This is a genomic window from Leucobacter ruminantium, from assembly GCF_017565705.1.
GTDB classification, from domain to species: Bacteria; Actinomycetota; Actinomycetes; order Actinomycetales; family Microbacteriaceae; genus Leucobacter; species Leucobacter ruminantium.
This window is the reverse complement of the sequence record NZ_JAGDYL010000018.1, coordinates 1-22433: the sequence shown is the minus strand read 5'-3', so window position 1 is coordinate 22433 and position 22433 is coordinate 1. Positions and strand designations below refer to the sequence as shown.

Here is a 22433-nt window from a genome sequence, read left to right as displayed (position 1 = left end):
GTGCACCGATTCTTCGTTCGGGGTTGACCGGGCGCAGCGAGCGATCTAGCATACAACCAAATGGTTGTATGAATGGGGTGAGAACGTGGATGTGCAGGAGCAACTGTCCGACGAGCAGGTGAACCGGATCTTCCGGGCGCTCGCAGACGCCACGCGCCGCGACATCGTGCGCCGCACCCTTGCCGAGGAGGCCTCCATCTCGGAGCTCGCGCGGCGTTACGACATGTCGTTCGCGGCCGTGCAGAAGCACGTCGCCGTGCTCGAGGCGGCCGACCTCGTCGCCCGCACCGCCAGAGGGAGGGAGCGCATCATCCAAGGCAATCCGGAAACCATCCGCAGAGCGCAGCAATTGCTCGGTCGCTTCGAGCAGATCTGGCGATCCCGCATCGACAGGCTCGACGCTCTATTCGCGAGCGAGCCCTGACACCGAGCTCACCGCGACGCAGTCCGCTGCACCGCACCCGAGTCCGAAGCCGACCGCGCCGCTGCATCTCCGAAGCATCAGACCCACAGATCCACCCGAAGAAGGGAAACATCATGCCCGTCACCGAAGTCGTCACCGACCCCGAAGCGCTCACGCTGACCGTGATCGCGGACTTCACGGTTCCCGTGCGCAGGCTCTGGGACGCCTACGTCGATCCCCGCCAGCTCGAACGCTTCTGGGGCCCGCCCGAGTACCCCGCCACCTTCCTGCGCCACGACGCCGAGCCCGGCGGCCTCAGCCAGTACTACATGACCGGCCCAGAGGGGGAGCGCTACCACGGCTACTGGAAGTGGGTGGCGGTCGACGCACCCGCTTCCTTCGAGGTGCGCGACGGCTTCGCGCACGACGACGGCACCCCGAACACCGAGTTGCCGGAGGGACGCATGGTGCTCGACTTCGCCGAGACCGCCCTGGGCTCGCGGGTCACGATCACCAGCTACTTCGAGTCGAGCGAGGACATGGAGCAGATCCTGGCCATGGGTCAGGCCGAGGGCATGCGCGAGGCGATGGGGCAGATGGACGCCGTGTTCGAGGATCTCGCCTCCTTCGCGGCGGGACGGGGCACTGAGCTGCAGCTCATCGGCGACACGCAGGCCCGCACGTACCGCATCGTGCGCGGCTCCCGCGAGCAGGTGTGGCGCGCGCACCACGACCCCGAGCTGCTGCGCCGCTGGCAGCTGGGCCCCGACGGCTGGACCATGCCGATCTGCGAGGTCGCGACCGAGGTGGGGCAGCGCTACCGCAGCGGTTGGGAGAACTCGGCGGATGGGCAGCGCTTCGGCTTCACGGGTGTCGTCGAGGAGATCTCGCCGCCGAACCGCTCGGTGACCACCGAGGCGATGTGGACGCCCGAGGATCCCGACGCCGAGAACAGCCCGGTCACGATCAACGAGCTCACGCTCACCCCGGTGGAGGGCGGCACGCTCGTCTCGCTGCTCATCACCTATCCCGATGCCGCGACCCGCGAGATGATCCTCGCGACCGGCATGGTCGACGGCATGGAGACGAGCTACGCGCGCCTCGAGAACGAGGTGCTCGCGGCCTGAGCCACGCGGGCGAGGGATCCTGCCGCGCGGTTCCGGGCGGCAGATCCCTCGCCCATCGGCGTGCTCGGGGGAGCGGTTCACCCGACCGTGACGAAGCGCTCGACGATGTCGAAGAGCGCGGCTGCGAGCCCCGTCTCGTCCTGCATCTCGTCGCGGAGCGACAGCACGGTGTCCGGATGGTCCGTGATGATGCCGTCGGTGCCACGTCGCAGGTGCTCGCGCATGCCCGACTCGTCGTCGACGGTCCAGGTCATGAAGCCGAGCCCGGCGGCCAGCGCGGCGCCCTGCAGATGCTCGGTGGCGCTCCACTCCTCGACCACGATGAAGTCGGCCGGGGTGTCGGGCGCATCGACCGCGGCGAACGCCATCGTGTAGCCGACGGTGAGGTCGGGGCGCAGCAGTTTCAGGCGCTCCACGCTCGGCGCGTCGAGCGAGTGGTAGATGTTGCTCTCGAGCGCGTCCAACCGCTCCAGCTCGGCGACGAGCCGTTCCACATGGTCGGGGGTCTCGCCGCCGCCGAGCTTGATCTCGATGAGCAGCGGCATCCCGAGTTCCTGCGCGCGGGACACGTAGTCCGCGAGCGAGGGGATCAGGTCTTCGTGCCCGTGCAGATCTCGCACCGTGATCGAGGTGAGCTCGTCGAGCGTCAGATCCTTGACGGCGTCGGCTCGCCCGGCGAGGCGGCCGAGCGTCGCGTCGTGCATGGCGACGAACTCGCCGTCCCGCGTCTGCATCACGTCCATCTCGACGAGGTCGGCGCCCGCCTCGTGCGCCGCCTCGAGCCCGCCGATCGTGTTCTCCACTCCGCCGTCCGAGAACCCGCGGTGGGCGAGCACGAGCGTTTCGGGGTACTCCGACAGCCGCTGCATGGTGCCGACGCCCGCCGTGCCGAAGCCGAGCACCGCGACGACCGCAGCCGCGGTGACGATGCCGGCGAGGCGACGGGGCGGGCGGGGTCCCTCGCCCCGCGCCGGGGATGGTGCGAGCTCCACCCCGGCCGGCAACCGCTCCGCTCCGCGCAGCACGGCCGTGATGAGCACGGCCGCGACCGCCGCCGTCGCGAGCCCGCTCAGCATGAGGCCCGCGAGCTGCGCCGCTCCCAGCGAGTAGGCGGCGACGACGGGCGACGCTCCGGGCGCGACCGCATCGGAGAGTGCGGTCGGCAGGATCGCGATCACCGCGAGCAGCGTGCCGAGCGTCGCGAACACTCCGAGCACCGTGCCGACGGAGAGCGCGATGGGCGCCCATCCGCGCAGCCCCCGCGTCAGACGCCAGCTCGACCTGGCCGCTCTGCCGCCCGTCGTCAGCACGAAGACGGGAACGGTGAGCGCGAGCCGCACGTTGAGCGCGACGAGCAGCAGCAGGAACAGCGAGAACCCGATGCCCGTCTGCACGCTCTTCGCGAGCTCGCCCGAGATGAACGAGGGGATCGCGATGCCGCGTGTGAGCACCGACGTGAAGCCGAAGCCGGTGAGCGGCAGCAGCAGGAAGAGGTAGAGCAGCAGCGCGCCTGAGCCCGGTCGCAGCAGTCTGCGCGCCACCCGCCCGAGCTCGCGGCCGAGATCCCTCCACCCGAGGCCCGGCCTGCGCAGGAGCAGCACGAGCAGCGCGAACTGCATCGAGATCAGCCAGAAGGCGATCGCGATGATCAGCACGATGAGTGCTGCAGTCAGCGTGAAGCCCTGCCCGATGCGCAACTGCCCCATGTCGAGGCCGTGCATGCCGGCGGCTCGGAGCGCTTCTCGGTAAAGCCAACCGATCACGGGCAGCGCGATGCCGAGGATCACCAACTGGCACGCGAGGATCAGCGCAGCGAGCCTGGCGCCGCCCGCGCGCACGAGACGGGTGCCCTCGGCGAGCAGCAGACCGGTCTCGCGCCAGACTCCGGTCTGTCCGGGGCGGGATTTCACCATGCGCCTCAGTCTATCGGGGCCGGTGGGCGAGGGATCGCGGGGCGAGGGATCCGGGCGACAGGATCCCTCGCCGCAACTGCCGCCGCCCCATACTCCCAGCCATCCCCCGGCGACGAGCGGTTACCCTGAAGAACTGTGGTGAGTGAGCTGGAAACCTACTCGACGATCGCGCTCTATTCGGCGATGATCGTGTATTCGATCGCGTTCGTCTTCTACGCGGTCGACCTGGCCAACCGCAGCGGCGACGCGGCGGTGGCAGGGGCTGCCCGGGCCGGATCGGCGCGTGCCGACGAGACCCGACTGGCGGCCGGGGCTTCCGGGGCCTCGGGCGGCGTGGCGACCCTTACGCGGACGACTGCCCCGGTGCAGCAGGCGCCTCAGCCGAAGCGGTCGCGATCCCTGCGGATCGGCTTCTCGCTCACCGTGCTCGGCTTCGCCATCCACCTCGCGGCGACCATCCTGCGCGGCATCGGCGCGGGTCGCGTGCCGTGGGCCAACATGTACGAGTTCGCGCTCACCGCCACCTGCGCGATCGTGCTCATCTTCCTCGTCGTCCAGTTCTTCGTCGACCTGCGCTTCCTCGGCACGCTCGTGACGGGCATGACGGTGCTCTTCCTCGGCATCTCGAAGGTCAACTTCTACGTCGAGATCGTGCCGCTGCAGCCGGCGCTCGACTCCTACTGGCTCGTCATCCACATCCTCGTCGCCGTGCTCGCGGTCGGCTTCCTGACGCTCTCGTTCGGGCTGTCGATCCTGCAACTGCTGCAGACGAAGCGCGAGGCCGCAGCCGAGGGGGAGCAGGGAGCCCTGCGCTTCCTCGCAACGCTCCCGAGCGCGGTGCGCCTCGAAGACATCGCCTACCGGCTCGCGATCATCGGCTTCGTGTTCTGGACCTTCACCCTGATCGCCGGTTCGATCTGGGCCGAGGCCGCGTGGAGCCGCTACTGGGGCTGGGACGTGAAAGAGGTGTGGACCTTCGTGATCTGGGTGCTCTACGCCGGCTTCATCCATGCGCGGGCGACGCGCGGCTGGCGCGGAACCCGCTCGGCATGGCTCAATGTCATCGCCTACGCAGCGGTGATCTTCAACTTCACGATCGTCAACGTGTTCTTCAAGGGGCTTCACGCCTATTCGGGCCTCTAGGCCTGACGAGGGGCGCGGTCGTTCCGACAGGGATCGGGGGAGCATGAGCTGGGAGATCGTCTCCGGAGGCGATGCGCCGACGCGCCGCTTCCCGTGGTGGATCCCGCTCGCCGTCGGGGTGCTCGTGCTGTTCGCGGGCTGCGGGCTGCTGCTGTGGCCGTTCTTCGCGGCGTCGTGGCTGCTCGCCGTGCTGTTCGGGTCGGCTCTCATCGCCAACGGCCTCGCGCTGCTCGTGCGTCAGCGTTCGAACGGAGCAACCGTCGCGGCGGGCATCGTGCTGATCGCGGGCGGCGTGCTGGCGATGGTGTTCTCGGGGCTCACGGCCGACGTGATCGTCACGCTGTTCGGCACCGCGGTGATCCTGATCGGTGCGCTCTGGCTGACGGTCGGCGTGCGGGCCGGCGGGGGAGCCGCCGTGCTCGTCCCCGCGATCATCGTGATCCTGACGGGCGTCGTCGCTCTCGTCTGGCCGGGGGTCGCGCTGGCCTTCGTGGCCGTGCTCGGCGGTCTCGTGATGCTGCTGCTCGGCTCCTCGCTCGTGTGGACCGCGCTCGCTCTGCGGCGCGCGCTCCGGTGAGGGATCGGGATCCCTCGCCCGAAGGACCGCCCGGCCCGCGGGCGCGCTACTGCAGCACCTCGATGATCTCGACCGGCTCGATGAGACGGCCGACGTAGACCTCGGCGTCGACGCCGGCCGCGTGCCTGCCCTCGAGGCGGTGATCGGCCAGCAGGCGCGCGAGCCCGGAGAGATCGTCGGCCTCCAGCGTCGACGGGGTCTCGAGCGGCGCATCGGGTGCGCGCACCGCGAGCCACAGCGCCGGCTCCTCCTCGTCGGGCGCCTCGGACCCGTCGAGCACGCCGACGGCGCCCCACGTGCGGATGAGCGGCTTGAGCAGCGAGCTGCGCCGCAACTCGCGCAGCGCCCACTGCAGGTCTTCGCCCGCGCCGCCGCGCAGCCACACCATGAGGTCCGCGTCGGAGCGCAGCCCGCTCGCGTCGTACCAGCCGCGCACCGTCACCCCCTCGTCGCCGATCACATCGACGACGTCCTCGAGCTCCTGCACGATGCCGGGCACGTCGCGGCCGTCGAGCACCACGGGGTGCGACGAGCTCAGGCGGAAGACCGCGAAGAGGGTGAAGACGTGCTGGGGGAGGTCTACGGTCGTTTCGCTCATGACCTCATGGTGCCGCGTGCGGGCGCCCTGCCGCAAGGGGGTGCGATCCCTACCGCACCAGGCGCGCGATCGCGTCCGACGCCTCCTTGAGCTTCTCGGTCGCGACCTCGCCGCCCTCCGCGGCCGCCTGGGCGACGCAGTGGCTCAGGTGATCGTCGAGCAGCGCGAGCGCCACCCGCTCGAGCGCCTTCGTCGCAGCCGAGACCTGGGTGAGGATGTCGATGCAGTAGGCGTCCTCCTCGACCATGCGGTGGACGCCGCGCACCTGACCCTCGGCGCGGCGCAGGCGCTTCAGCAGTTCGTCCTTGTGCTCGATGTAGCCGTGGCCCTCGTGCGACTCGCAGGAGACTTCACTCATGCGAGCACTCTACCCCCGTCTGGCCCTCACCAGCTGCACGACTCCACCGACCAGGATCACGAGCACCGCGACCCAGATGGCACCGTACATGACGAGTTCGCCCGGGGTGATCTGCTCGCCGTTCGCGAGCGACGCCACCATCAGCAGCGCCGGCTCCAGGTAGCTGAGCAGCCCGAAGAGACTGAGCGACAGCAGTTTCGAAGCGGTGAGGTAGCAGACCAGGGCGAGCCCCGTGACCACGGCGTACAGCGGGCCCAGCCAGACGAGCGTCGGGTTCTCGGCGAGCGCCGGGGTCGCCACGACCTCGCGGATCAGGAAGAACGCGGCGGCAGGCGCGGCCAGCGCGAAATCCCAGAACATGCCGCCCAGGTGTCCCGTGCCGAGCGAGCGGCGCAGCACGAAATAGACCGGGTAGGCGCCCGCCACCAGAAGCGTCTCCCACGAGATGCCGCCGACGCGGAACAACTCGAAGACCACGCCCGCCGCGGCGATGCCCGCGGCGACCCACTGCCACCGCGTGAGGCGATCGCGGTAGAGGATGCGTCCGACGACCACGAGCACGAGCGGCAGCAGGAAGTACCCGAGCGCCACCTGCAACCCTCTGCCGTGCAGCGGCGCCCAGCCGAACAGCCAGATCTGCGCCGAGAGCAGCACCGACGACGCGCAGAGGGGGAGCAGCAGAGCGGGCTTGGCCCGGATGCGGCGACCGATCGCGGACGCCAGGGGCCACGCGCGCGAGGAGAGCAGCACCAGCACGATCAACGGAATGGTGAGCAGGAAGCGCAGACCCCAAAGCCCCTCGGCGGATGCCGGAGCGAGGTACGGAGTGAAGAAGTAGACGCCGGCGAACAGGACCGAGGAGGATACCGAGACCAGTACCCCTCGCGCGCCGGACCCGATCGGGCCGGGCAACCTCGTCAGAGGTCGATCGCGCCGATGACCTCGCCGTAGGGCGTCTCGCCGACCGGCTTGAACCCGATGTGGAGGAAGAACTCCTCGGGGCCGTCCTCGCCGCGCTCCCAGAGCACCGTGAGACGGTCGACTCCGCGGCGGCGGGCCTCCTCGATGAGCGCGTTCACCGCGAACGTGCCGACGCCCTTGCCCTGCGCCTCCGCATCGACGTTGATGCGCCACAGAGCGGCTCGGAACTCCTCCTGCGGAGCGTCCGGATCGAAGTTGCCGTGGACGAAGCCGACGACGCGATCGTCGTCGAGCACCACGCGCTGCCAGGCCGAGTGCGCGGGGGTGACCGCTGCGGCCGCGGCGTAGGAGACCGGCGTGATGAACTGCTCCTGGCCCGGCTTGAGGCCCAGCGCGTTCACCGCGACGATGGTCGATGCCGAGAGTTCTTCGAGGCGGAGTGCGTTCATGGATCCAGGCTAGCGGGTGGTGGGGGATGCGCAAGTCTCATGCGCTACGGGCCGGTGAATTCTCGGGTGCGGCGCGGTGGAAAGCGCTCGCTCGACCGACGGAAGAGGCGCCCTCAGCCTGCGGCGAGCGCGGCGCCCACCGCTGCGGCGGGGGATCCCTCCGGCAGCAGCTGGAATCTCCGACTCAGCTCGAGAGCCGCGAGGAACGGCGACTCCGCCTCCCAGCGCGCGAGCTCGTCCCTGATGCCGTCCCGCAGTGGGGCGCCCAGCAGACGCAGACCGCCGCCGATCACGAGCGAGTCGGGGTCGAGCGACAGCCCGAGCAGGCGGATCGCGCTCGCGGCGCCCTGCACGAGGAGTTCGAAGCAGCGGCGGGCGTCGCGATCGCCCGAGGCCGCCGCGGTCAGGAGCGTGCGGCCGGGGTGTTCCCCGCCCGCCGGCCAGTAGGCCTTGAGCGCCGAACCGCTCGCCTCGGTCTCGAGGCACCCGGTCTGGCCGCAGGGGCAGGGCCGTCCGAGGCGTCCGATGGGGAGGTGTCCGATCTCGCCGGCCATGCCGAGCTTGCCGCGCAGCGGGGCGCCGTCGACGATGATGCCCGAGGCCACCCCCGTGCCGAGGTTCAGGTAGGCGACCGTGCCGCCCAGCTCCATGAGGTGCGCGGCGCCGATCGCGGCGGCCGTCACGTCGTTGTCGATGGAGACTGGGATGCCGGTGCGGCGGCCGAGCTCGGGTCCGATCGCGAGTGAGTCGATGCCCATGTTGTAGGCGTTGCGCACCTCGCCCGACCGCCGGTCGATCTGACCGGGCAGGCCGACGCCGATCGATGCGAAGCCCGTGCGTCCCGTGCGCTCGGCGAGCTCGGCGACGGCCGCCTCGGCAGTCGAGAGCACGCCTTCCGCGCCGCTCACGGTGGGCCGGGTGACGGTGGCCTCGACCCGGCCGAGCTCGTCGAGCGCGATCGCCTCGGTCTTGGTGCCGCCGATGTCCATGCCGATGCGAGCGGGGGAGGTCACAGGGTGCCGCCTTCCATCAGTGCCAGGAGCGCGCTGCCGACGAGTCTGGAGGAGCCGAAGCAGGCGAGATCAGCGTATCCGGTCTCCGTACCCGGCCAGCCCGCCTCGACGCAGAGCACGGGCACGCCCGCGGCGCGCAGCCCGTCCACGCACTCCCGCGCGAAGGCGCGCCTGTGGATGTCGCGGCCGATCACCACGGCGCCCTGCTCGGTCAGCTCCTCGAGCGGCCAGAGCGGGGTCGAGGCTTCGTCGACCGGAATCAGGGGCCGCCTCGCGAAGGCCGAGGCTGCGGGCTCGCCTCCGGGCAGCGGGTGCGCGGCGGCCGCGAACGGTCCCCAGGGCGCATGGCCGACGGCCATGTTGGCCTCGGCGTCGATGCGCAGCACCCAGGCGCTCGGGTGGTCGGCGAACCACGCCCTGGCGGTCTCCGCTCCGTCGAAGCTCGCGGCGATGCGCTCCAGCTCGCGGGCGAGCGAGGCGGGCGCCACGATGGCGGCATCCGGTGCATCCGGTGCATCGGCGGTGGCGGAGGCGAGGGATCCGGCCCCCGCATCGGCGGTTCCGGCCGCGGTCCCCGGCGCGAACGCGACAGGCGACGCGTCCCCGGACGCCGCACCGCTCGCGAGCGCGCGCACGCGCGACGCGGCTTCGCGCACGCGCGCCTCATCGAGGCGCCCCTCGCGCACGGCGTCGAGCACGTGCTGCTCGATCCCGTGCAACCGATCCCCGTCGGTTCCGGTGCCGAGGCACAGCAGGTCGCACCCGGCCGCGAGCGCGCGCACGGCCGCCTCGGGGACGCCGATCTCGCCGCTCGCGCCCGCCATGTCGAGCGCGTCCGAGACGATCACGCCGTCGAAGCCCAGCCGCTCGCGCAGCAGGTCGTGCAGGATCGCGCGGCTGAAGGTCGCGGGGCCCGCGGGGTCGAGCTGCGGCAGGAGGATGTGCGAGGTCATGATCGTGCGCGCACCGGCGGCGATCGCCGCGCGGAAGGGCGGCAGGTCGCGCCGCTCGATCACCTCGAGGGGCGCGTCGACGACGGGCAGCGCGAGGTGCGAGTCCTGCGCCGTGTCGCCGTGGCCGGGGAAGTGCTTGGGGCACGAGACCGCCCCTGTGCTCTCCAGTCCGCGCACCCACGCCTCGACGTGCCGCGAGGCGAGCGCGGGGTCGGCGCCGAAGCTGCGCGTGCCGATCACGGGGTTCGCGGCGTTGCTGTTGACGTCGGCGTCGGGTGCGAGCGCCAGGTTGAAGCCGGAGGCGAGGATGTCGCGCCCGACGCGGCGTCCGATCTCCTCCGTGTAGTCGGGGTCGTCGATCCTCCCGAGCACCGCGGCGCCGGGATACGGCGCGCCCTCGAGGTAGTGCAGGCGGGTCACCTCGCCGCCCTCCTCGTCGATCGCGATGAGCGAGTCGGGCCCCGCCGCGCGCAGGGCGGCGCCGAGACGGGCGAGCTGCTCCCGATCCCTCACATTGGCGCCGTAGACGCAGCTCGCCACGAGGCCGTCGCCGAGGGCCTCGACCAGCCACTCCGGCGCGTCGAAGCCGACGAAGCCCGGCATGAGCGTCGCGCGGACCTCGCGGCGGAGGTCGGACCGGTCGCCCTCGGCCGGAGCGGTGCGCGATGCGGCGCCCCCGGATCCCTCGCTCATCCCTTCACCGCCCCGCTCACCATGCCGCTCGTCATGCGGCCCTGCACGAACATGAAGAACACGATCACCGGCACCGCGACGAGCGTCGAGGCCGCCATCACCTCGCCCCAGTCGATCGCGCGCGAGGCCGACTGCTGCACGAAGCCGCGCAACCAGAGCGGGAGGGTCTGGGTGCCCGAGTCCTGCAGGATCACGAGCGCGACCGTGAACTCGTTCCACGCCTGCAGGAAGGCGTACACGCCGCTCGCGATGAGCCCCGGCGCGAGCAGCGGGAAGGTGATGCGCAGGAAGGCCTGGGTGCGGCTCAGCCCGTCGACCATCGCCGCCTCCTCGAGATCGGCGGGGATGCCCGCGACGAAGCCCCGCAGCATCCAGATCGTGAAGGGCACGACGGCCGCGATGTAGATGATGCTGACGCCGATCACCGAGTTGAGCAGACCGATGCCGTCCATCAGCTTGTACTGCGCGATAAACATGCCCTCCGCGGGCAGCATCTGGATGAACAGCACGGCGAGCACGAAGCCGCGGCGCCCCTTGAAGCGGAAGCGGCTGATGGCGAGCGAGGCGAGGAAGGCGAAGACGAGGCAGCAGGTCACGGCGATGCCCGCGACCGCGAGGCTCACGCCGAGCGCACGCAGGAAACCGCCGTCCTCGAACACCGAGATGAAGTTCCTGAGGGATCCGCCGAGGGGCAGCAGCGTCGGCGTGGTGCGCTCGAGCACCGCGTTCGACAGCAGCGACGAGTTCAGCATCCAGTAGACGGGGAACACCCAGATCAGGGCGATGATCACGGCCAGCGCGCCGAGCAGCGCCCTCGTGATGCGCTTGGGGTTCGCGCGGCCGCGACGGTTCACGACGCCGAGTGGCGCCGTCATGGTCGAGGTGCGGGGAGACGTGCTGCTCACGGCTGCTCATCCTCCTTCAGCAGATTGCGGACGTAGGCCCAGCTCAGCGCGATCGTGAGCAGGAGCACGAAGATCGACATCGCGCTGGCCATGGCGAAGTCGCTCGACCCGACGCCGAGCTGGTAGATGTAGGTGCCGAGAACGTCGGTCTGGCTCGCGAGGGATCCGCGATCCTGCAGCAGCTTGATCTGCGCGAAGACCCGAAGATCCCAGATGATCTGCAGCAGCATCACGATGCCGAGCACCGGTTTGACGAGCGGCAGCACGATGTCGCGCAGGCGCTGCCAGGGCGTCGCGCCGTCCATCTGCGCGGCCTCGAGCACCTCGCCCGGCACCTGCGTGAGGCCGGCGTAGATGGAGAACGCGACGAACGGCACGCTCATCCAGACGACGATGACGAGCGCGACGCCGAAGAAGCTCAGCGGATCCTGCAGCCAGTTGTGGCCCTGCATCGGGATGCCGACGCTGGTGAGCACCCAGTTGACGAGGCCGCGGCGCCAGTCGAAGATCCAGTTCCAGATGGTCATCGCCGCGACGACGGGGGTGGCCCACGCGAGCAGCAACGAGACCTGCAGGATGATGCGCGCGACGGTGGAGACGGCCTGCATGAGCAGCGCGAGGGCGAGGCCGACGACCATCGTGACGCCCGCGGTGAGGAGGCAGAACGCGACCGAGCGGCCCACGACCAGCCAGGTCGTCTTCGAGGTGAAGAGCTCGATGTAGTTGCCGAACCAGACCCACTCCGGCGGCTGGCCGAACTGCTGCGCGAGCCCGAAGTGCTGCATCGAGGTGATGAGCTGCCAGACGATCGGGTAGCCGAGCGCGAGCAGCACGATGAGGGTGGCCGGCAGCAGCAGGGCGTAGGGCGTGATGCGGAACCTGCGCCGCCTGGGCGGCGCAGGTGCGGGAGCGGTGCTCATCGCGGGCCTTTCGGGTGGGTTCGTGAGGATGGGTGGGCGGCGGATCCCTCATCGACGGACGAGGGATCCGCCGCCCGCCGCATCACTTCTGGTTGAGGAGCGGATCGAGCTTGGCGTTGGTGTCCTTCGCCAGCTGCTCGAGATCCTCGGCGTCGCGGATCTGCGCGAAGAACTCCTCCATGATGTTCTTCGCCTCGATCGCGGCCCAACCGGGCGCGGCGGGGGTCAGCTTCGAGTTCGAGGCCGACTCGACGAGGGCCTGGGCGAACTGGTCGTCGCCGAGGGAGTGGGCGTACTTCTGGTTCGCAGGGCCGAGGCCGTTCTCGCCGAGGATGTTCTGGTACTCCTCGGAGAAGATGATCTGCATGAGCTCCTTGGCGAGCTCGGGGTTCTTCGACTTCGCAGAGATGCCGATGTTCGATCCGCCGGCGAAGACGGGGGCGGGCTTGCCGTCGTTGCCGGGCAGCACGAGGGTGCCGAAGGTGTCGTCGTTCCACTCGCGCACCATCTCGCCGTCCTGCTCGACGAGGTCGCCGATCGACCAGTGCGCCCAGCCCGGGGCCATGATGGTCGCGGCGGAGAGCGAGAGGTCGCCGGTGACGTTGCCGTCCTCGTCCTTGACCTGGTCGGAGTCGTTCAGGAACTGGTACTGGTTCGCATCCTTCGCATCGTTCGGCGCGTTCGAGGCGGTGCGGTAGATCTGCTGCAGCTGCTCGAGGCCCTTGAGCGATTCGGGCGAGTCGAGGGTCGCCTTCCACTCGCCGTCCTGGAACTCGGCGATGTCGCCGCCGTTCGCGAAGATCCACGAGATGCCGTCGCGCCAGTCCTGACCGCCGAGGTAGAAGCCCGAGAAGCCGTCGATGCCCTTGGGGTTCTTCTCTGCGATCGTGGCGACCGCGGCGTTGAACTCGTCGAGCGTCGCAGGAGTGGAAACGCCTGCGGCCTCCCACACGTCCTTGCGGTAGAAGACGTAGCGCGAGCCGAAGTAGTAGGGGAGGGTGTAGTTCTTGCCCTCGACGGCGCCGGCCTCGACGAAGGACTGCAGCAGGTCGTCGCCGCCGAGCTCGTCGTACATGTCGCTGATGTCGAGGAAGGCGCCCACGTTCGTGAAGGTCGGCGACTGCGTGTTGCCGATCTCTGTCACGTCGGGGGTGTTCTCGGCGTCGGGGAGCGCAGTGGTGAGCTTGGTGACGATGTCTCCCCAGGTCTGCTCCTCGATCTTGAGGTCGGCGCCCGTCTGCTCCTTGAACTCGGAGGTGAGGTAGTCGCGCGCCTCCTTCGGGGTGTCGGACCCGATGACCCACATCGTGATCGAATCGCCCTCGCCGCCGCCCGAGCCGCCCTGGCTGCAGCCGGTGAACAGCAGAGCGGAAGCCACGGCCGCGGCGGTGAGACCCGCGAGCTTTCTCTTCATGGTGTTTTCCTTTCGGTGTGCGTCCGGCTGCTGCCGGTGCGCGGTATGGGGTGAGATGGGGCGAGGGATCGCGGATCCCTCGCCGTCATGAGACGCCGAGCCTGTCCTGCAGCACGATCGCGAGCGCGCCGCGCAGCACCAGGTCTTCGCCCTGCGTGCTGAGCCGCAGATGCAGGGCGTCGTGCGTGTCGGGCATGGTGCGGCGGTGCAGGATGTCGGACACGGCGTCGATGAGCGTGCCCTCGAGCAGCTCGGCCGGCCCGGCGAGCACGATCTCCGACAGGTTGAGGGCGCCGACGACGGGAGCGAGCGCAACGCCCAGGCGGCTGCCGGCCTCCCGCAGGACGCTCTCGCGCGCGTCGGCCGGAGCGTCGTCGAGCGCCGCGTTGAGCCGCGGCACTGAGAGCCAGTGCTCGAGCACCTGCTCCCGGGAGTAGGGGGCGTCGAGGCCGAGATCCGTGCCGACCATGACCTGGCCGATCTCGCCGGCCGCGAAGCGGTGGCCCTTGACGGGGCGGCCGTCGATGACGAGGCCGGAGCCGACGCCGTGGCCGATGGTGATGAGGATGAAGTCGTCGCTCGTGCGCCCCGAGCCGTATTCGGCGAGCGCCGAGACGTTGGCGTCGTTGCCGACCGAGACGGGCAGGCCCGTGCGCTCCTCGACGGCGGCGCGCAGGTGCAGATTCTCCCAGCCGAGGTTGGGCGCGGTGCGCACGACGCCGTCGTCGTCGGTGACGCCGGGGGTGCCGATGCCGACGCCGAGCAGCGGCGCCGCGCTCGCCGCCTGCAGCTCGACTGCGAGGCCGATCGCGAGCTCTAGGGCGGCTTCGCCAGTTGCGCCGTCGAGCGGCGCATCTCGGCGAGCGAGCACCTCGCCGTCGAGGCGGATCACGGCTCCGCGGAGGAGCAGGTGGTCGCTCAGGTCGATGCACACCGCCGCGTGCGCCTCGCGGGCGAGGTCGACGAGGATCGCAGGCTTGCCGGGGCGCTGCGACTCCTGCTGGCCGAGCTCGTGGGCGAGGCCCTCGCCGATGAGCTCCGCGACGAGGCCCGAGATGGTCACCTTGGTGAGGCCGGTCGCCCGGGCGATGTCGGCGCGGCTGAGGGGGCCCGAGAGGTAGAGGGTCTGCAGCACGAGCGTGCGGTTGTGCTGCTTCGCGTCGCCAGGGGTGGCGCGCAGGCCGACCCGGAGGGGGCTCGTGCGGGGAGCGGGGGAGATCCTGCGCGAGCCAGGGCCGGAGGGGCTCCCGGGACGCTGCGTTGCGGCCGTCATGTGAGTTAGTAAAACTTACGAACTAAATATTCGCAAGTGCGGGTTCCCTGTCCGGAGCGGTCGTGACCGAACTGTGATGCGCGGCGCGACCATCGGCTGCGCTTCGTCGCTTCTCTCGGCGAGACCGACCGTTTCGGCGAGACCGACGATTTCAGCGCCCCCGGAACAGTCGGTCTCGCTGGAAGCGTCGTGTTCGGTGCGGGCGGGGAGGTGTGTGTTTGTGTGCGGGCGGCGCGGGGCGGGGGAGGCCCGGGATCCCGCGCGACCGCTCAGGCCCGCGTGGCGCTCGCGCGGAAGCGGAAGCGATCCCCCCGGAAGACGGAGCGCGTGAACTCGACCGCGGCGCCGTCCTTCGCGCGGGCCGTGCGCCTCGCGACGAGGAGGGGAAGGCCGACCTCGATGCCGAGCAGCGCCGCTTCAGCCGGGTCGGCGAGTTCAGTGGCGATCTCGTCGTCGACCGAGGCGATGGCGATCCCGTAGACCTCTTCCAGTGTGCGGTAGAGGGATCCGCGCTCGGCGAGCCGCTCGTGCAGCTCCGGGTAGCGTCCCGGAAGCCTGGCGATCTCACGGGCGAGCGGCGATCCGGCGTGTCGGCGCACGCGGTCGACGCGGGTGACTGTCGCGCCGGGGGGCACCCCGAGGGCCGCGGCGACCTCGGCCGTCGCCGGCTCCTCCTCGATGCCGAGCACGTCGCTCTCGAGGCGGGTCGCGTCGAGATCCTCGCTGAGGGAGGTGAGCTGGCGCACCGTGATGATGGGGGGATCGGCGACGAAGGTGCCGCGGCCCTGCACTCGTTCGACCCTGCCCTCCATGACGAGTTCGGTGAGCGCCTGGCGGATCGTCGTGCGCGAGGTGTCGAACCGCTCTGCGAGCTCCCGTTCCGTGGGCAACGGGTCGCCCGGCTGCGCTCCCTCGATGAGTTCGAGGATGCGGAGTTTCTGCGTGTAGTACTTGGGCGTGATCGTCATGTGCTTGACACCTCGATTGGTCTATGCCTATCTTAAGCACATCAAATTGGTCTAGTCCTTTTGATCGGGTGGTGGACCCGGAACAACCTCGAACGACGAAAGGTGCCGACGTGGGCATTCTGAAAGACCTCCGCACATCCTCGCGGGGTGCAATCCTCGTGGCCATTGCGGCCGCGGCCGTGGGCATCATCTACGGCTACGATTCCTCGAACATCGGCGGGGCGCTCGACTTCATCTCCGCCGACTTCGGCATCACGTCCGAGGCGGAGAAGGGCCTCCTCACCTCGTACGTGATCTTCGGCGAGATCTTCGGCGCGATCGTGGGCGGCGCGTTCGCGAACCGCTACGGGCGCAAGCTCATGATGGTGTTCGTCGCGGCGACGTTCACCCTGTTCTCGCTCTTCTCCGGGCTCGCATGGGACGTGCCCTCGCTCGCCATCGCCCGCGTGCTGCTCGGCGTCGCGATCGGCATCTCGATCGTCGTCGTACCGATGTACGTCGCCGAGTCGGCTCCGACGAAGATCCGCGGCGCCCTGCTCGTGATGTACCAGGTCGCGACGGTGTTCGGCATCATCCTCGGCTATCTGCTCGCGTGGGGCCTCGCGCCCTCGGGCAACTGGCGCGTCATGCTCGGGGCGGCCGCCGTACCCGGTCTGGTGATCACGCTCATGCTGCTCCGCTCGCCCGATACGCCGCGCTGGTACATGATGCAGGGACGCCGCGACGACGCGGTGCGCGTGCTCGGACAGATCGACCCGCAGGCCGATCCCTCGCGCGAACTCGCGGTCGTCGAGGCCGAGCTCGCCGAGGGCCGCGGCCGCCCCTCCGTGCTGCAGGGGCTGGGGGAGATGCTGCGCCGCCCCTACCTGCGCGCGGCCTTCTTCGTGGTGATGCTGGGCTTCTTCGTGCAGATCACCGGCATCAACGCGATCGTCTACTACAGCCCGCAGATTATCAAGGCGATGGGTTTCGACTCGGGCGATCACATGGCGATCTTCGGCCTCCCCGCGCTCGTGCAGGTGATCGGTCTCATCGCCGTCTTCGTCTCGATGAGCCTCGTCGATCGCATGGGCCGCAGGCCCGTGCTGCTCACCGGCATCGGCATCATGGTGGCCGCGGGCGCGATCATGGTCGTCACCTTCATGTTCGGAGCGGCCGGCCAGGATCCCACCGATGTGCGCCTCGACGGCGGGTTCGTGGCCCTCGGCTTCCTCGGGCTCGTGCTCTTCAACGTCGGCTTCACCTTCGGATTCGGCGCGCTCGTCTGGGTGTACGCGGGCGAGACCTTCCCGTCGCACCTGCGCGGGCTCGGCTCCAGCACGATGCTCACGAGCGACCTCGTCGCGAACTTCATCGTCGGCGTCGCCTTCCTCCCGCTGCTCAAGTCGACGGGCGGGGCGGGCGTCTTCGCGATCCTCGGCGGTCTCGCGATCGTCGCGTTCCTCTTCGTGCTGAAGTTCGCTCCCGAGACCAAGGGGCGCCCGCTCGACGACATCTCGGTGTACTGGAAGAACGGCGGCAAGTGGCCGGCCGATGTGACGGGGCTCATCGGCGTGAATGACGCTGAGCGAGCCGGCACGGGCGACGCGGGCGGCCGCGCATGACCGCCGAAGACCGCGATCCCGAGCGGTTCGGGGCGCTGAGCGCGCGAGGGGAAGGCGGGGGCGAGGGATCCCGGCGGCTCGTACTCGGGCTCGACGTCGGCGGCTCGAAGACCCACGCGATCCTCTCCGACGGCGAGACGGTGCTCGCCGAGGTGCTCGCGGGCAGCGCGAACCCCGCCTCAGTCGGCGTCGAGGAGGCCGCGCGGCAGCTCAGGAGCGTCTTCGAGCGCATCGTCGATGCGCCGCTCGCTGCGATCATCGCGGGCGTGGCGGGCGCAGACACCGCGCCCGCGGCCCTGCGGTTCCGCGAACTGCTCGCGATCCATCGGCCCGGAGCCCGGGTGAGCGTTGTGCACGACTCCGAGCTGCTGCTCGCGACCGCCGGAGTCGGCTCGGGGATCGCCGTGATCTCGGGAACCGGCTCTGTCGGCTGGGCCCGCGACGAGCAGGGGCGCACCGCCCGCGCCGGCGGCTGGGGCTACCTGCTCGGCGACGAGGGCAGCGGCTACTGGGTGACGCGCATGGCCATGCGCCACGCCCTCGAGCGCGTCGACCAGGGCGAACCGGCCGATCTGCTCTCGCAGCAGCTCGCGTCCGACTGCGGCCTGCAGGGTCCGGCCGAGCTGCTCGACCACTTCACCGCGAACCCCGAGCGCCGCTTCTGGGCCTCCCGGGCCCGGGTCGTCTTCGAACTCGCCCACGACGGCGACCCGACGGCGTGCGCCATCGTCTCGGGCGCGGCGGATCACCTCACCTTCTTCGCCACGAGCGCGGGTGGCAGACTCGGGCTGACCGGCCCGGTCGTGCTCGCGGGAGGCCAGCTCGTGCACCAGCCGCTGCTGCAGCGCGCGGTGCGCGAGCGCCTGGAGTCGCGCGGCTACGGCGACATCCGCGTGCTGGACCGCGACCCGGTGCACGGAGCCGTCGACCTCGCGCTCGCCCTCGCCGCCGCCTGACCCCGTCCGAAAACCGGCAGCCGCAACCCGCCGACGGCCGCCCGCCCCATCGAAACCCGTCGCACACCCCAGGAGCATCCCGTGGAGATCACCATCGTCCCCGACGCGAACGCCGTCGCCACCACCGCAGCCAATCGGATCGCCGCGGTGATCCGGGCGCGAGCCGCGAGCGACCCCGCCCGCCCCGCCGTGCTCGGCGTCGCCACCGGGTCCTCGCCGCTCGGCACCTACGCGGCGCTGGCCGAGCGCGTGCGCTCGGGCGAGCTCGACACGACCGGCGTGCGCGCCTTCGCGCTCGACGAGTACGTCGGCCTCGACCCGGCGCACCCCGAGAGCTACCACTCGGTGATCCGCCGCACGGTGACCGAGCCGCTCGGCCTCGACCCCGCGCGCGTGCACGTGCCCGACGGCGCGGCGAGCGACCTCGAGGCGGCATGCGCCGAGTACGAGCGCCTGATCCGCGACGCGGGCGGCGTCGATCTGCAGCTGCTCGGCATCGGGGCGAACGGCCACATCGGCTTCAACGAGCCCACCTCGTCGTTCGCCTCGCGCACGCGCATCAAGACGTTGGCGCCGCAGACCCGCGCCGACAACGCTCGCTTCTTCGACTCGCCCGAACAGGTGCCGGTGCACTGCGTGACGCAGGGGCTCGGCACGATCCTCGAGGCGCGGCGGCTGCTGCTCGTGGCGCAGGGAGAGGCCAAGGCCGACGCCGTGGCGCAGATGATCGAGGGGCCGCTCGCGAGCGTGTGCCCGGCGAGCGCATTGCAGCTGCACCCCGACGCCGTCGTGGTGATCGACCGGGCCGCCGCGTCGAAGCTGCGCCTCACCGACTACCACGAGCACGTGCAGGAGCGGCTGCCGGGGGTCGGCGCGTGACCGCCGACGGTGCGGTGCGCCGGGAGTCGGTCGCACGCCGGGAGTCAGCCGGGCCCACGGACGGGTCCGGTGCCGAGGCGCCGCCCGGTGCCGTCACCGAGGCCCGCGACGGCACCGTCACGGCGGCGCGGGTGGTGACCGGGTCTGCGGTGCACGCCCCCGGCTGGGTCTCGTTCGAGGGCGGCCGCATCACCGCGGTCGGCAGCGGGGCGCCCGAGACGGCACCGACCCGCGACCTCGGCGAGGCGACGCTCGTGCCCGGCTTCGTCGATGTCCACGTGCACGGCGGCGGCGGGGCCGACTACACCGAGGGGTCCCTCGACCGCGCGCGCCTCGCCGCAGCTGCGCACCGCGGCCGCGGCACCACGACGGGCATGGCGAGCCTCGTGACCGACACCCCCGAGCGCCTGCTCGCGGGGGTGCGCATGCTCGCGGGCCTCGTCGGGGCGGGGGAGGTGCGGGGCATCCACCTGGAGGGGCCCTGGCTGAGCCCGGCCCGCGCGGGAGCGCACGATCCCTCGCTGCTGCGCGCCCCCGGTCCCTCCGAGATCGACGCGCTGATCGAGGCGGGCGAGGGATCCCTCGCGATGGTCACGCTCGCACCCGAGCTGCCCGGCGCCATCGACGCGATCGCCCGACTCACCGCCGCGGGGGTGCGGGTCGCGGTCGGTCACACCGACGCCGACTACGCGACGGCGCGGAGGGCGATCGACGCCGGTGCGACGATCGCGACGCACCTGTTCAACGCCATGCGGCCGCTGCACCACCGGGAGCCCGGGCCCGTGCTCGCGCTGCTCGAGGATCCGCGCGTCGCGATCGAGCTCATCGCCGACGGGACGCACCTGCACCCCGAGCTGGCGCGCTGGGCCGCCGACCGGGCGGGCGCTGATCGCGCGATGCTCGTGACCGATGCCATGGGGGCGGCGGTCTGCGGCGACGGCGACTACCGGCTCGGCGCGCTCGATGTGGAGGTCGAGGGCGGCGTCGCGCGCCTCGTCGGCAGTGAGACGATCGCGGGCAGCACGGCCACGATGGACGGGCTGTTCCGCGCGTGGGTGCGGGGTGCGGAGCGTCACGGCGACGACGCGGAGGACGCGCTGCTGGCGGCCGTCCGCATGACGGCGGCGAACCCCGCGCGCGCGCTCGGCTGGTCCGAGGTCGGAGACCTGGCCCAGGGGCGGCTCATGGACGCCGCGGTGCTCGACGGCGAGCTGCGCGTCGTCGAGGTGCTGCGGGCGCCCCGCCTCCGCTGAGCGGGTTCCGCCCTCAGCCGCGCAGCAGCTCGCGCACGCGAGGGATCACGCGCGTCGCGTAGAGTTCGATGCTCGACATGAGCTGCTCGTGGGGCATGGTGCCGTTCGCGTATTTGAGGTCGAAGCGGTCGGCGCCCAGGGTGCGCACGGTCGACGCGATGCGCTGCGCGACGGTCTCCGGCGATCCGACGTAGAGGGATCCGGCCGAGGCCTCGCGCTCGAACTCGGCGCGGGAGGTCGCGGGCCAGCCCCGCTCGGCGCCGATGCGGTTGCGGTTCGCCTCGAAGTGCGGCCACAGCTGATCCCTCGCGGCCTCGTCGGTCTCCGCCACGTGACCCGGCGAGTGCACGCCGAGCGGCATGGGCGCACGGCCCAGTTCGCTCTGCGTCTGCCGGTAGAGCTGCGCGAACGGGGCGAAGCGGGCGGGGTCGCCGCCGATGATCGCGAGCATCATCGGAATGCCGACCTGCACCGTGCGCAGCACGGATTGCGGGCTGCCGCCCACCCCGATCCAGGCGCGCACGCCGCTCTCCTGCTCGGTCTTCGGATAGACCTCCTGCTCGACGAGCGGGCTGCGGTGCCGGCCCGACCAGGTGACGGGCCCCTCGTGGCGCAGCTTCGCGAAGAGGTCGAGCTTCTCGCTGAAGAGGGTGTCGTAGTCTTCGAGGCGGTATCCGAAGAGGGGGAAGGACTCCGTGAAGGAGCCGCGGCCCAGGATCACCTCGGCGCGGCCAGAGCTCACGGCGTCGAGAGTGGCGAAACGCTCGTACACGCGCACCGGGTCGTCGCTCGAGAGCACCGTCACGCCCGTGCCGAGCAGGATGCGCTCGGTGCGCCCGGCGATCGCGGCGAGCGCGATCTCGGGAGCGCTCAGGGCGAAGTCGTCGCGGTGGTGCTCGCCGAGGGTGATCGCGTCGACGCCGAGCCGGTCGGCGAGGGCCGCCTGCTCCACGACATCGCGCAGCACCTGCGCGTGAGAGGCGCGCCCGCCTTCCGGTGTCTCGGTGACGTCGCCGAAGGTGTCGAGTCCGAGGATGAGTTCGTCGGGGCCTGCGCCCGGCACTGCCTGCAATGCGGTCATGCCCGATGCAACGGTGTGCGCGGCGAGGGTATTCCGCGCCGCCCCGCTCTTGCCGCCGCGATAGCCAGTTGCCAGACTGAGGGGATGACCGAGGAGCAGGCCTTCCCCGCACACGTGTTCGACGCGCTCGGAGTCGAGCCCCTGGTGCACGTCGACCCGATCGGCGGTGCGGTCCGCGTGGTCGAGAAGCGCCCGGAAGACGGCCCGATCACCCTGATGACACTGGGCGCCTCGCGTCTGCCGAGCGCTTCGGGCGAGCGCGTCGAGCTCGCCGTCGAGGTGCAGGAAGGGCAGGAGGGCGCGGCGCGGATCGCGATGCAGATCGTCTGCGACGACATGCATGCGAACCACCGGGTACCCCCGGTCGGGGCCCCGTGGCGCAACAGCGAGCCGTTTCTCAGCGGTACGCGGATCTCGGCGATCCTGGTGACGCCGTCGCGGTGGGGCGCCGCGTTCGACGAGGTGCGGGCGTCCGACGGGGCACTCGTGGGTCACCTGCGCACCCTGCGGCTGCTCACGGATGCGGAGGCCGCGTTCGTGTCGGCGCAGGGCTGGGAAGCGCTGGTCGAAGCCGCGGGCTCGCTCGACGCCCTGCTGGACGTCGAGCGGGACGACGCGGTCTCGAACCCCGGGCTGCGCGGCAATGCGCCCGTGTTCCTCTCGAAGCTGCACGCCGATCATCCGCCGCGCTGGGTCACGTTCACCGGCGGCGAGCTGCAGTCGGTCACGGGCCTGGAGTCCGACGCCTACATGGATGATGCCGCCAACCACGAGGTGTGGTCGGTCGATACGTTCCTCACCCGATACCCCTGGATCGCGGGTTTCGTGCGCGAGGCGAGGCCGGGGCAGACGGCGCTGTTCACCGACGACTCGGGTGCCTACACCCTGGAGGACGACTAGGGCGTGTCTCCTATATGCGTAGCCAGGTCAGGATCGCTGCGATCACAACCCCGGCTCGATAGGTCACCGCGAGTTTGTCATAGCGCGTAGCGAGCCCTCGCCACTGCTTCATCAAATTGAAGGCCCGCTCCA

General features: G+C 70.9%; 22 protein-coding genes. 9 read left to right on the top strand and 13 right to left on the bottom strand.

Features of this window, described 5'->3' with window-relative positions; all coding sequences use genetic code 11:
* The first annotated feature begins 85 nt into the window (after positions 1–85).
* Positions 86–424, top strand: coding sequence for a metalloregulator ArsR/SmtB family transcription factor (locus J4H91_RS10465; RefSeq protein WP_208046207.1), 339 nt, complete (start codon positions 86–88; stop codon positions 422–424).
* A gap of 113 nt (positions 425–537) precedes the next feature.
* Positions 538–1530 carry an SRPBCC family protein gene (locus J4H91_RS10460; protein WP_208046206.1) on the top strand — a complete coding sequence of 331 codons (993 nt, stop codon included), beginning with the start codon at positions 538–540 and terminating at the stop codon, positions 1528–1530.
* Between the two features lie 77 nt (positions 1531–1607).
* On the opposite strand, the gene J4H91_RS10455 is transcribed toward J4H91_RS10460, so the two are convergent.
* A complete protein-coding gene (locus J4H91_RS10455) occupies positions 1608–3443 on the bottom strand; it encodes a glycerophosphodiester phosphodiesterase family protein (protein WP_208046205.1) in 1836 nt (611 codons plus the stop codon).
* Positions 3444–3578: 135 nt separating this feature from the next.
* Here J4H91_RS10455 and ccsB point away from each other — a divergent pair, with 135 nt between their 5' ends.
* Both ccsB and J4H91_RS10445 read left to right on the top strand, forming a co-directional pair.
* Entirely contained in the window at positions 3579–4586 is a 1008-nt protein-coding gene (gene ccsB, locus J4H91_RS10450; RefSeq protein WP_424960843.1) for a c-type cytochrome biogenesis protein CcsB, read from the top strand.
* Between the two features lie 43 nt (positions 4587–4629).
* Positions 4630–5163: a DUF308 domain-containing protein gene (locus tag J4H91_RS10445; protein ID WP_208046204.1), complete on the top strand. Its 534-nt coding sequence runs from the start codon at positions 4630–4632 to the stop codon at positions 5161–5163.
* A gap of 46 nt (positions 5164–5209) precedes the next feature.
* On the opposite strand, the gene J4H91_RS10440 is transcribed toward J4H91_RS10445, so the two are convergent.
* From J4H91_RS10440 to J4H91_RS10390, 11 genes are all read right to left on the bottom strand, one after another.
* Positions 5210–5761: a chlorite dismutase family protein gene (locus J4H91_RS10440; RefSeq protein WP_208046203.1), complete on the bottom strand. Its 552-nt coding sequence runs from the start codon at positions 5759–5761 to the stop codon at positions 5210–5212.
* A 49-nt stretch (positions 5762–5810) separates the two neighbouring features.
* Positions 5811–6119, bottom strand: coding sequence for a metal-sensitive transcriptional regulator (locus J4H91_RS10435; protein WP_208046202.1), 309 nt, complete (start codon positions 6117–6119; stop codon positions 5811–5813).
* 9 nt (positions 6120–6128) lie between these two features.
* Positions 6129–7031 (bottom strand): EamA family transporter RarD, encoded by a 903-nt coding sequence (gene rarD / locus J4H91_RS10430; RefSeq protein WP_208046201.1) that lies wholly within the window; start codon positions 7029–7031, stop codon positions 6129–6131.
* Positions 7032–7036: 5 nt separating this feature from the next.
* Positions 7037–7489: a GNAT family N-acetyltransferase gene (locus J4H91_RS10425; RefSeq protein ID WP_208046200.1), complete on the bottom strand. Its 453-nt coding sequence runs from the start codon at positions 7487–7489 to the stop codon at positions 7037–7039.
* 113 nt (positions 7490–7602) lie between these two features.
* Positions 7603–8502: an ROK family protein gene (locus tag J4H91_RS10420; protein WP_341783515.1), complete on the bottom strand. Its 900-nt coding sequence runs from the start codon at positions 8500–8502 to the stop codon at positions 7603–7605.
* Positions 8499–10148 carry a glycoside hydrolase family 3 N-terminal domain-containing protein gene (locus tag J4H91_RS10415; RefSeq protein ID WP_208046199.1) on the bottom strand — a complete coding sequence of 550 codons (1650 nt, stop codon included), beginning with the start codon at positions 10146–10148 and terminating at the stop codon, positions 8499–8501. The genes J4H91_RS10420 and J4H91_RS10415 overlap by 4 nt, the downstream gene beginning before the upstream one ends.
* Entirely contained in the window at positions 10145–11023 is an 879-nt protein-coding gene (locus J4H91_RS10410) for a carbohydrate ABC transporter permease (protein ID WP_208046256.1), read from the bottom strand. Before J4H91_RS10410 ends, J4H91_RS10415 begins: the two co-directional genes overlap by 4 nt.
* Before the next feature lie 26 nt (positions 11024–11049).
* A complete protein-coding gene (locus J4H91_RS10405; RefSeq protein WP_208046198.1) occupies positions 11050–11973 on the bottom strand; it encodes a carbohydrate ABC transporter permease in 924 nt (307 codons plus the stop codon).
* An 82-nt stretch (positions 11974–12055) separates the two neighbouring features.
* On the bottom strand, positions 12056–13387 hold the full coding sequence (locus tag J4H91_RS10400; protein ID WP_208046197.1) for an extracellular solute-binding protein: 1332 nt from the start codon (positions 13385–13387) through the stop codon (positions 12056–12058).
* A gap of 85 nt (positions 13388–13472) precedes the next feature.
* Positions 13473–14660: an ROK family transcriptional regulator gene (locus J4H91_RS10395; protein WP_208046196.1), complete on the bottom strand. Its 1188-nt coding sequence runs from the start codon at positions 14658–14660 to the stop codon at positions 13473–13475.
* A 269-nt stretch (positions 14661–14929) separates the two neighbouring features.
* A complete protein-coding gene (locus tag J4H91_RS10390) occupies positions 14930–15628 on the bottom strand; it encodes a GntR family transcriptional regulator (protein WP_208046195.1) in 699 nt (232 codons plus the stop codon).
* A 110-nt stretch (positions 15629–15738) separates the two neighbouring features.
* Here J4H91_RS10390 and J4H91_RS10385 point away from each other — a divergent pair, with 110 nt between their 5' ends.
* The 4 genes from J4H91_RS10385 (at position 15739) to nagA (ending at position 20320) form a co-directional block, all read left to right on the top strand.
* Positions 15739–17232 carry a sugar porter family MFS transporter gene (locus J4H91_RS10385; RefSeq protein ID WP_208046194.1) on the top strand — a complete coding sequence of 498 codons (1494 nt, stop codon included), beginning with the start codon at positions 15739–15741 and terminating at the stop codon, positions 17230–17232.
* Positions 17229–18188: an N-acetylglucosamine kinase gene (locus J4H91_RS10380; RefSeq protein ID WP_208046193.1), complete on the top strand. Its 960-nt coding sequence runs from the start codon at positions 17229–17231 to the stop codon at positions 18186–18188. Before J4H91_RS10385 ends, J4H91_RS10380 begins: the two co-directional genes overlap by 4 nt.
* Before the next feature lie 81 nt (positions 18189–18269).
* Positions 18270–19067, top strand: a complete 798-nt coding sequence (nagB, locus tag J4H91_RS10375; protein ID WP_208046192.1) for a glucosamine-6-phosphate deaminase — start codon at positions 18270–18272, stop codon at positions 19065–19067.
* A complete protein-coding gene (nagA, locus tag J4H91_RS10370; RefSeq protein WP_341783514.1) occupies positions 19064–20320 on the top strand; it encodes an N-acetylglucosamine-6-phosphate deacetylase in 1257 nt (418 codons plus the stop codon). Before nagB ends, nagA begins: the two co-directional genes overlap by 4 nt.
* A gap of 13 nt (positions 20321–20333) precedes the next feature.
* Here the strand turns inward: nagA and J4H91_RS10365 are convergent, their stop codons facing one another.
* On the bottom strand, positions 20334–21401 hold the full coding sequence (locus J4H91_RS10365) for an LLM class flavin-dependent oxidoreductase (protein WP_208046191.1): 1068 nt from the start codon (positions 21399–21401) through the stop codon (positions 20334–20336).
* Positions 21402–21485: 84 nt separating this feature from the next.
* Here J4H91_RS10365 and J4H91_RS10360 point away from each other — a divergent pair, with 84 nt between their 5' ends.
* The gene (locus tag J4H91_RS10360; RefSeq protein ID WP_208046190.1) at positions 21486–22301 is read left to right on the top strand and encodes a suppressor of fused domain protein; all 816 of its coding nucleotides are present in this window, start codon (positions 21486–21488) and stop codon (positions 22299–22301) included.
* The last annotated feature ends 132 nt before the right edge of the window (positions 22302–22433 follow it).

Excerpts from the sequence above, each read along its gene's own strand:
- J4H91_RS10425 (WP_208046200.1), bottom strand. The coding sequence starts at position 7,489 with ATGAACGCACTCCGCCTCGAAGAACTCTCGGCATCGACCATCGTCGCG.
- J4H91_RS10455 (WP_208046205.1), bottom strand. The coding sequence starts at position 3,443 with ATGGTGAAATCCCGCCCCGGACAGACCGGAGTCTGGCGCGAGACCGGT.
- J4H91_RS10380 (WP_208046193.1), top strand. The coding sequence starts at position 17,229 with ATGACCGCCGAAGACCGCGATCCCGAGCGGTTCGGGGCGCTGAGCGCG.
- J4H91_RS10390 (WP_208046195.1), bottom strand. The coding sequence starts at position 15,628 with ATGACGATCACGCCCAAGTACTACACGCAGAAACTCCGCATCCTCGAA.
- J4H91_RS10440 (WP_208046203.1), bottom strand. The coding sequence starts at position 5,761 with ATGAGCGAAACGACCGTAGACCTCCCCCAGCACGTCTTCACCCTCTTC.
- J4H91_RS10460 (WP_208046206.1), top strand. The coding sequence starts at position 538 with ATGCCCGTCACCGAAGTCGTCACCGACCCCGAAGCGCTCACGCTGACC.
- J4H91_RS10435 (WP_208046202.1), bottom strand. The coding sequence starts at position 6,119 with ATGAGTGAAGTCTCCTGCGAGTCGCACGAGGGCCACGGCTACATCGAG.
- J4H91_RS10365 (WP_208046191.1), bottom strand. The coding sequence starts at position 21,401 with ATGACCGCATTGCAGGCAGTGCCGGGCGCAGGCCCCGACGAACTCATC.
- J4H91_RS10415 (WP_208046199.1), bottom strand. The coding sequence starts at position 10,148 with ATGAGCGAGGGATCCGGGGGCGCCGCATCGCGCACCGCTCCGGCCGAG.
- J4H91_RS10395 (WP_208046196.1), bottom strand. The coding sequence starts at position 14,660 with ATGACGGCCGCAACGCAGCGTCCCGGGAGCCCCTCCGGCCCTGGCTCG.
- J4H91_RS10360 (WP_208046190.1), top strand. The coding sequence starts at position 21,486 with ATGACCGAGGAGCAGGCCTTCCCCGCACACGTGTTCGACGCGCTCGGA.
- J4H91_RS10445 (WP_208046204.1), top strand. The coding sequence starts at position 4,630 with ATGAGCTGGGAGATCGTCTCCGGAGGCGATGCGCCGACGCGCCGCTTC.
- J4H91_RS10400 (WP_208046197.1), bottom strand. The coding sequence starts at position 13,387 with ATGAAGAGAAAGCTCGCGGGTCTCACCGCCGCGGCCGTGGCTTCCGCT.
- J4H91_RS10410 (WP_208046256.1), bottom strand. The coding sequence starts at position 11,023 with ATGACGGCGCCACTCGGCGTCGTGAACCGTCGCGGCCGCGCGAACCCC.
- J4H91_RS10405 (WP_208046198.1), bottom strand. The coding sequence starts at position 11,973 with ATGAGCACCGCTCCCGCACCTGCGCCGCCCAGGCGGCGCAGGTTCCGC.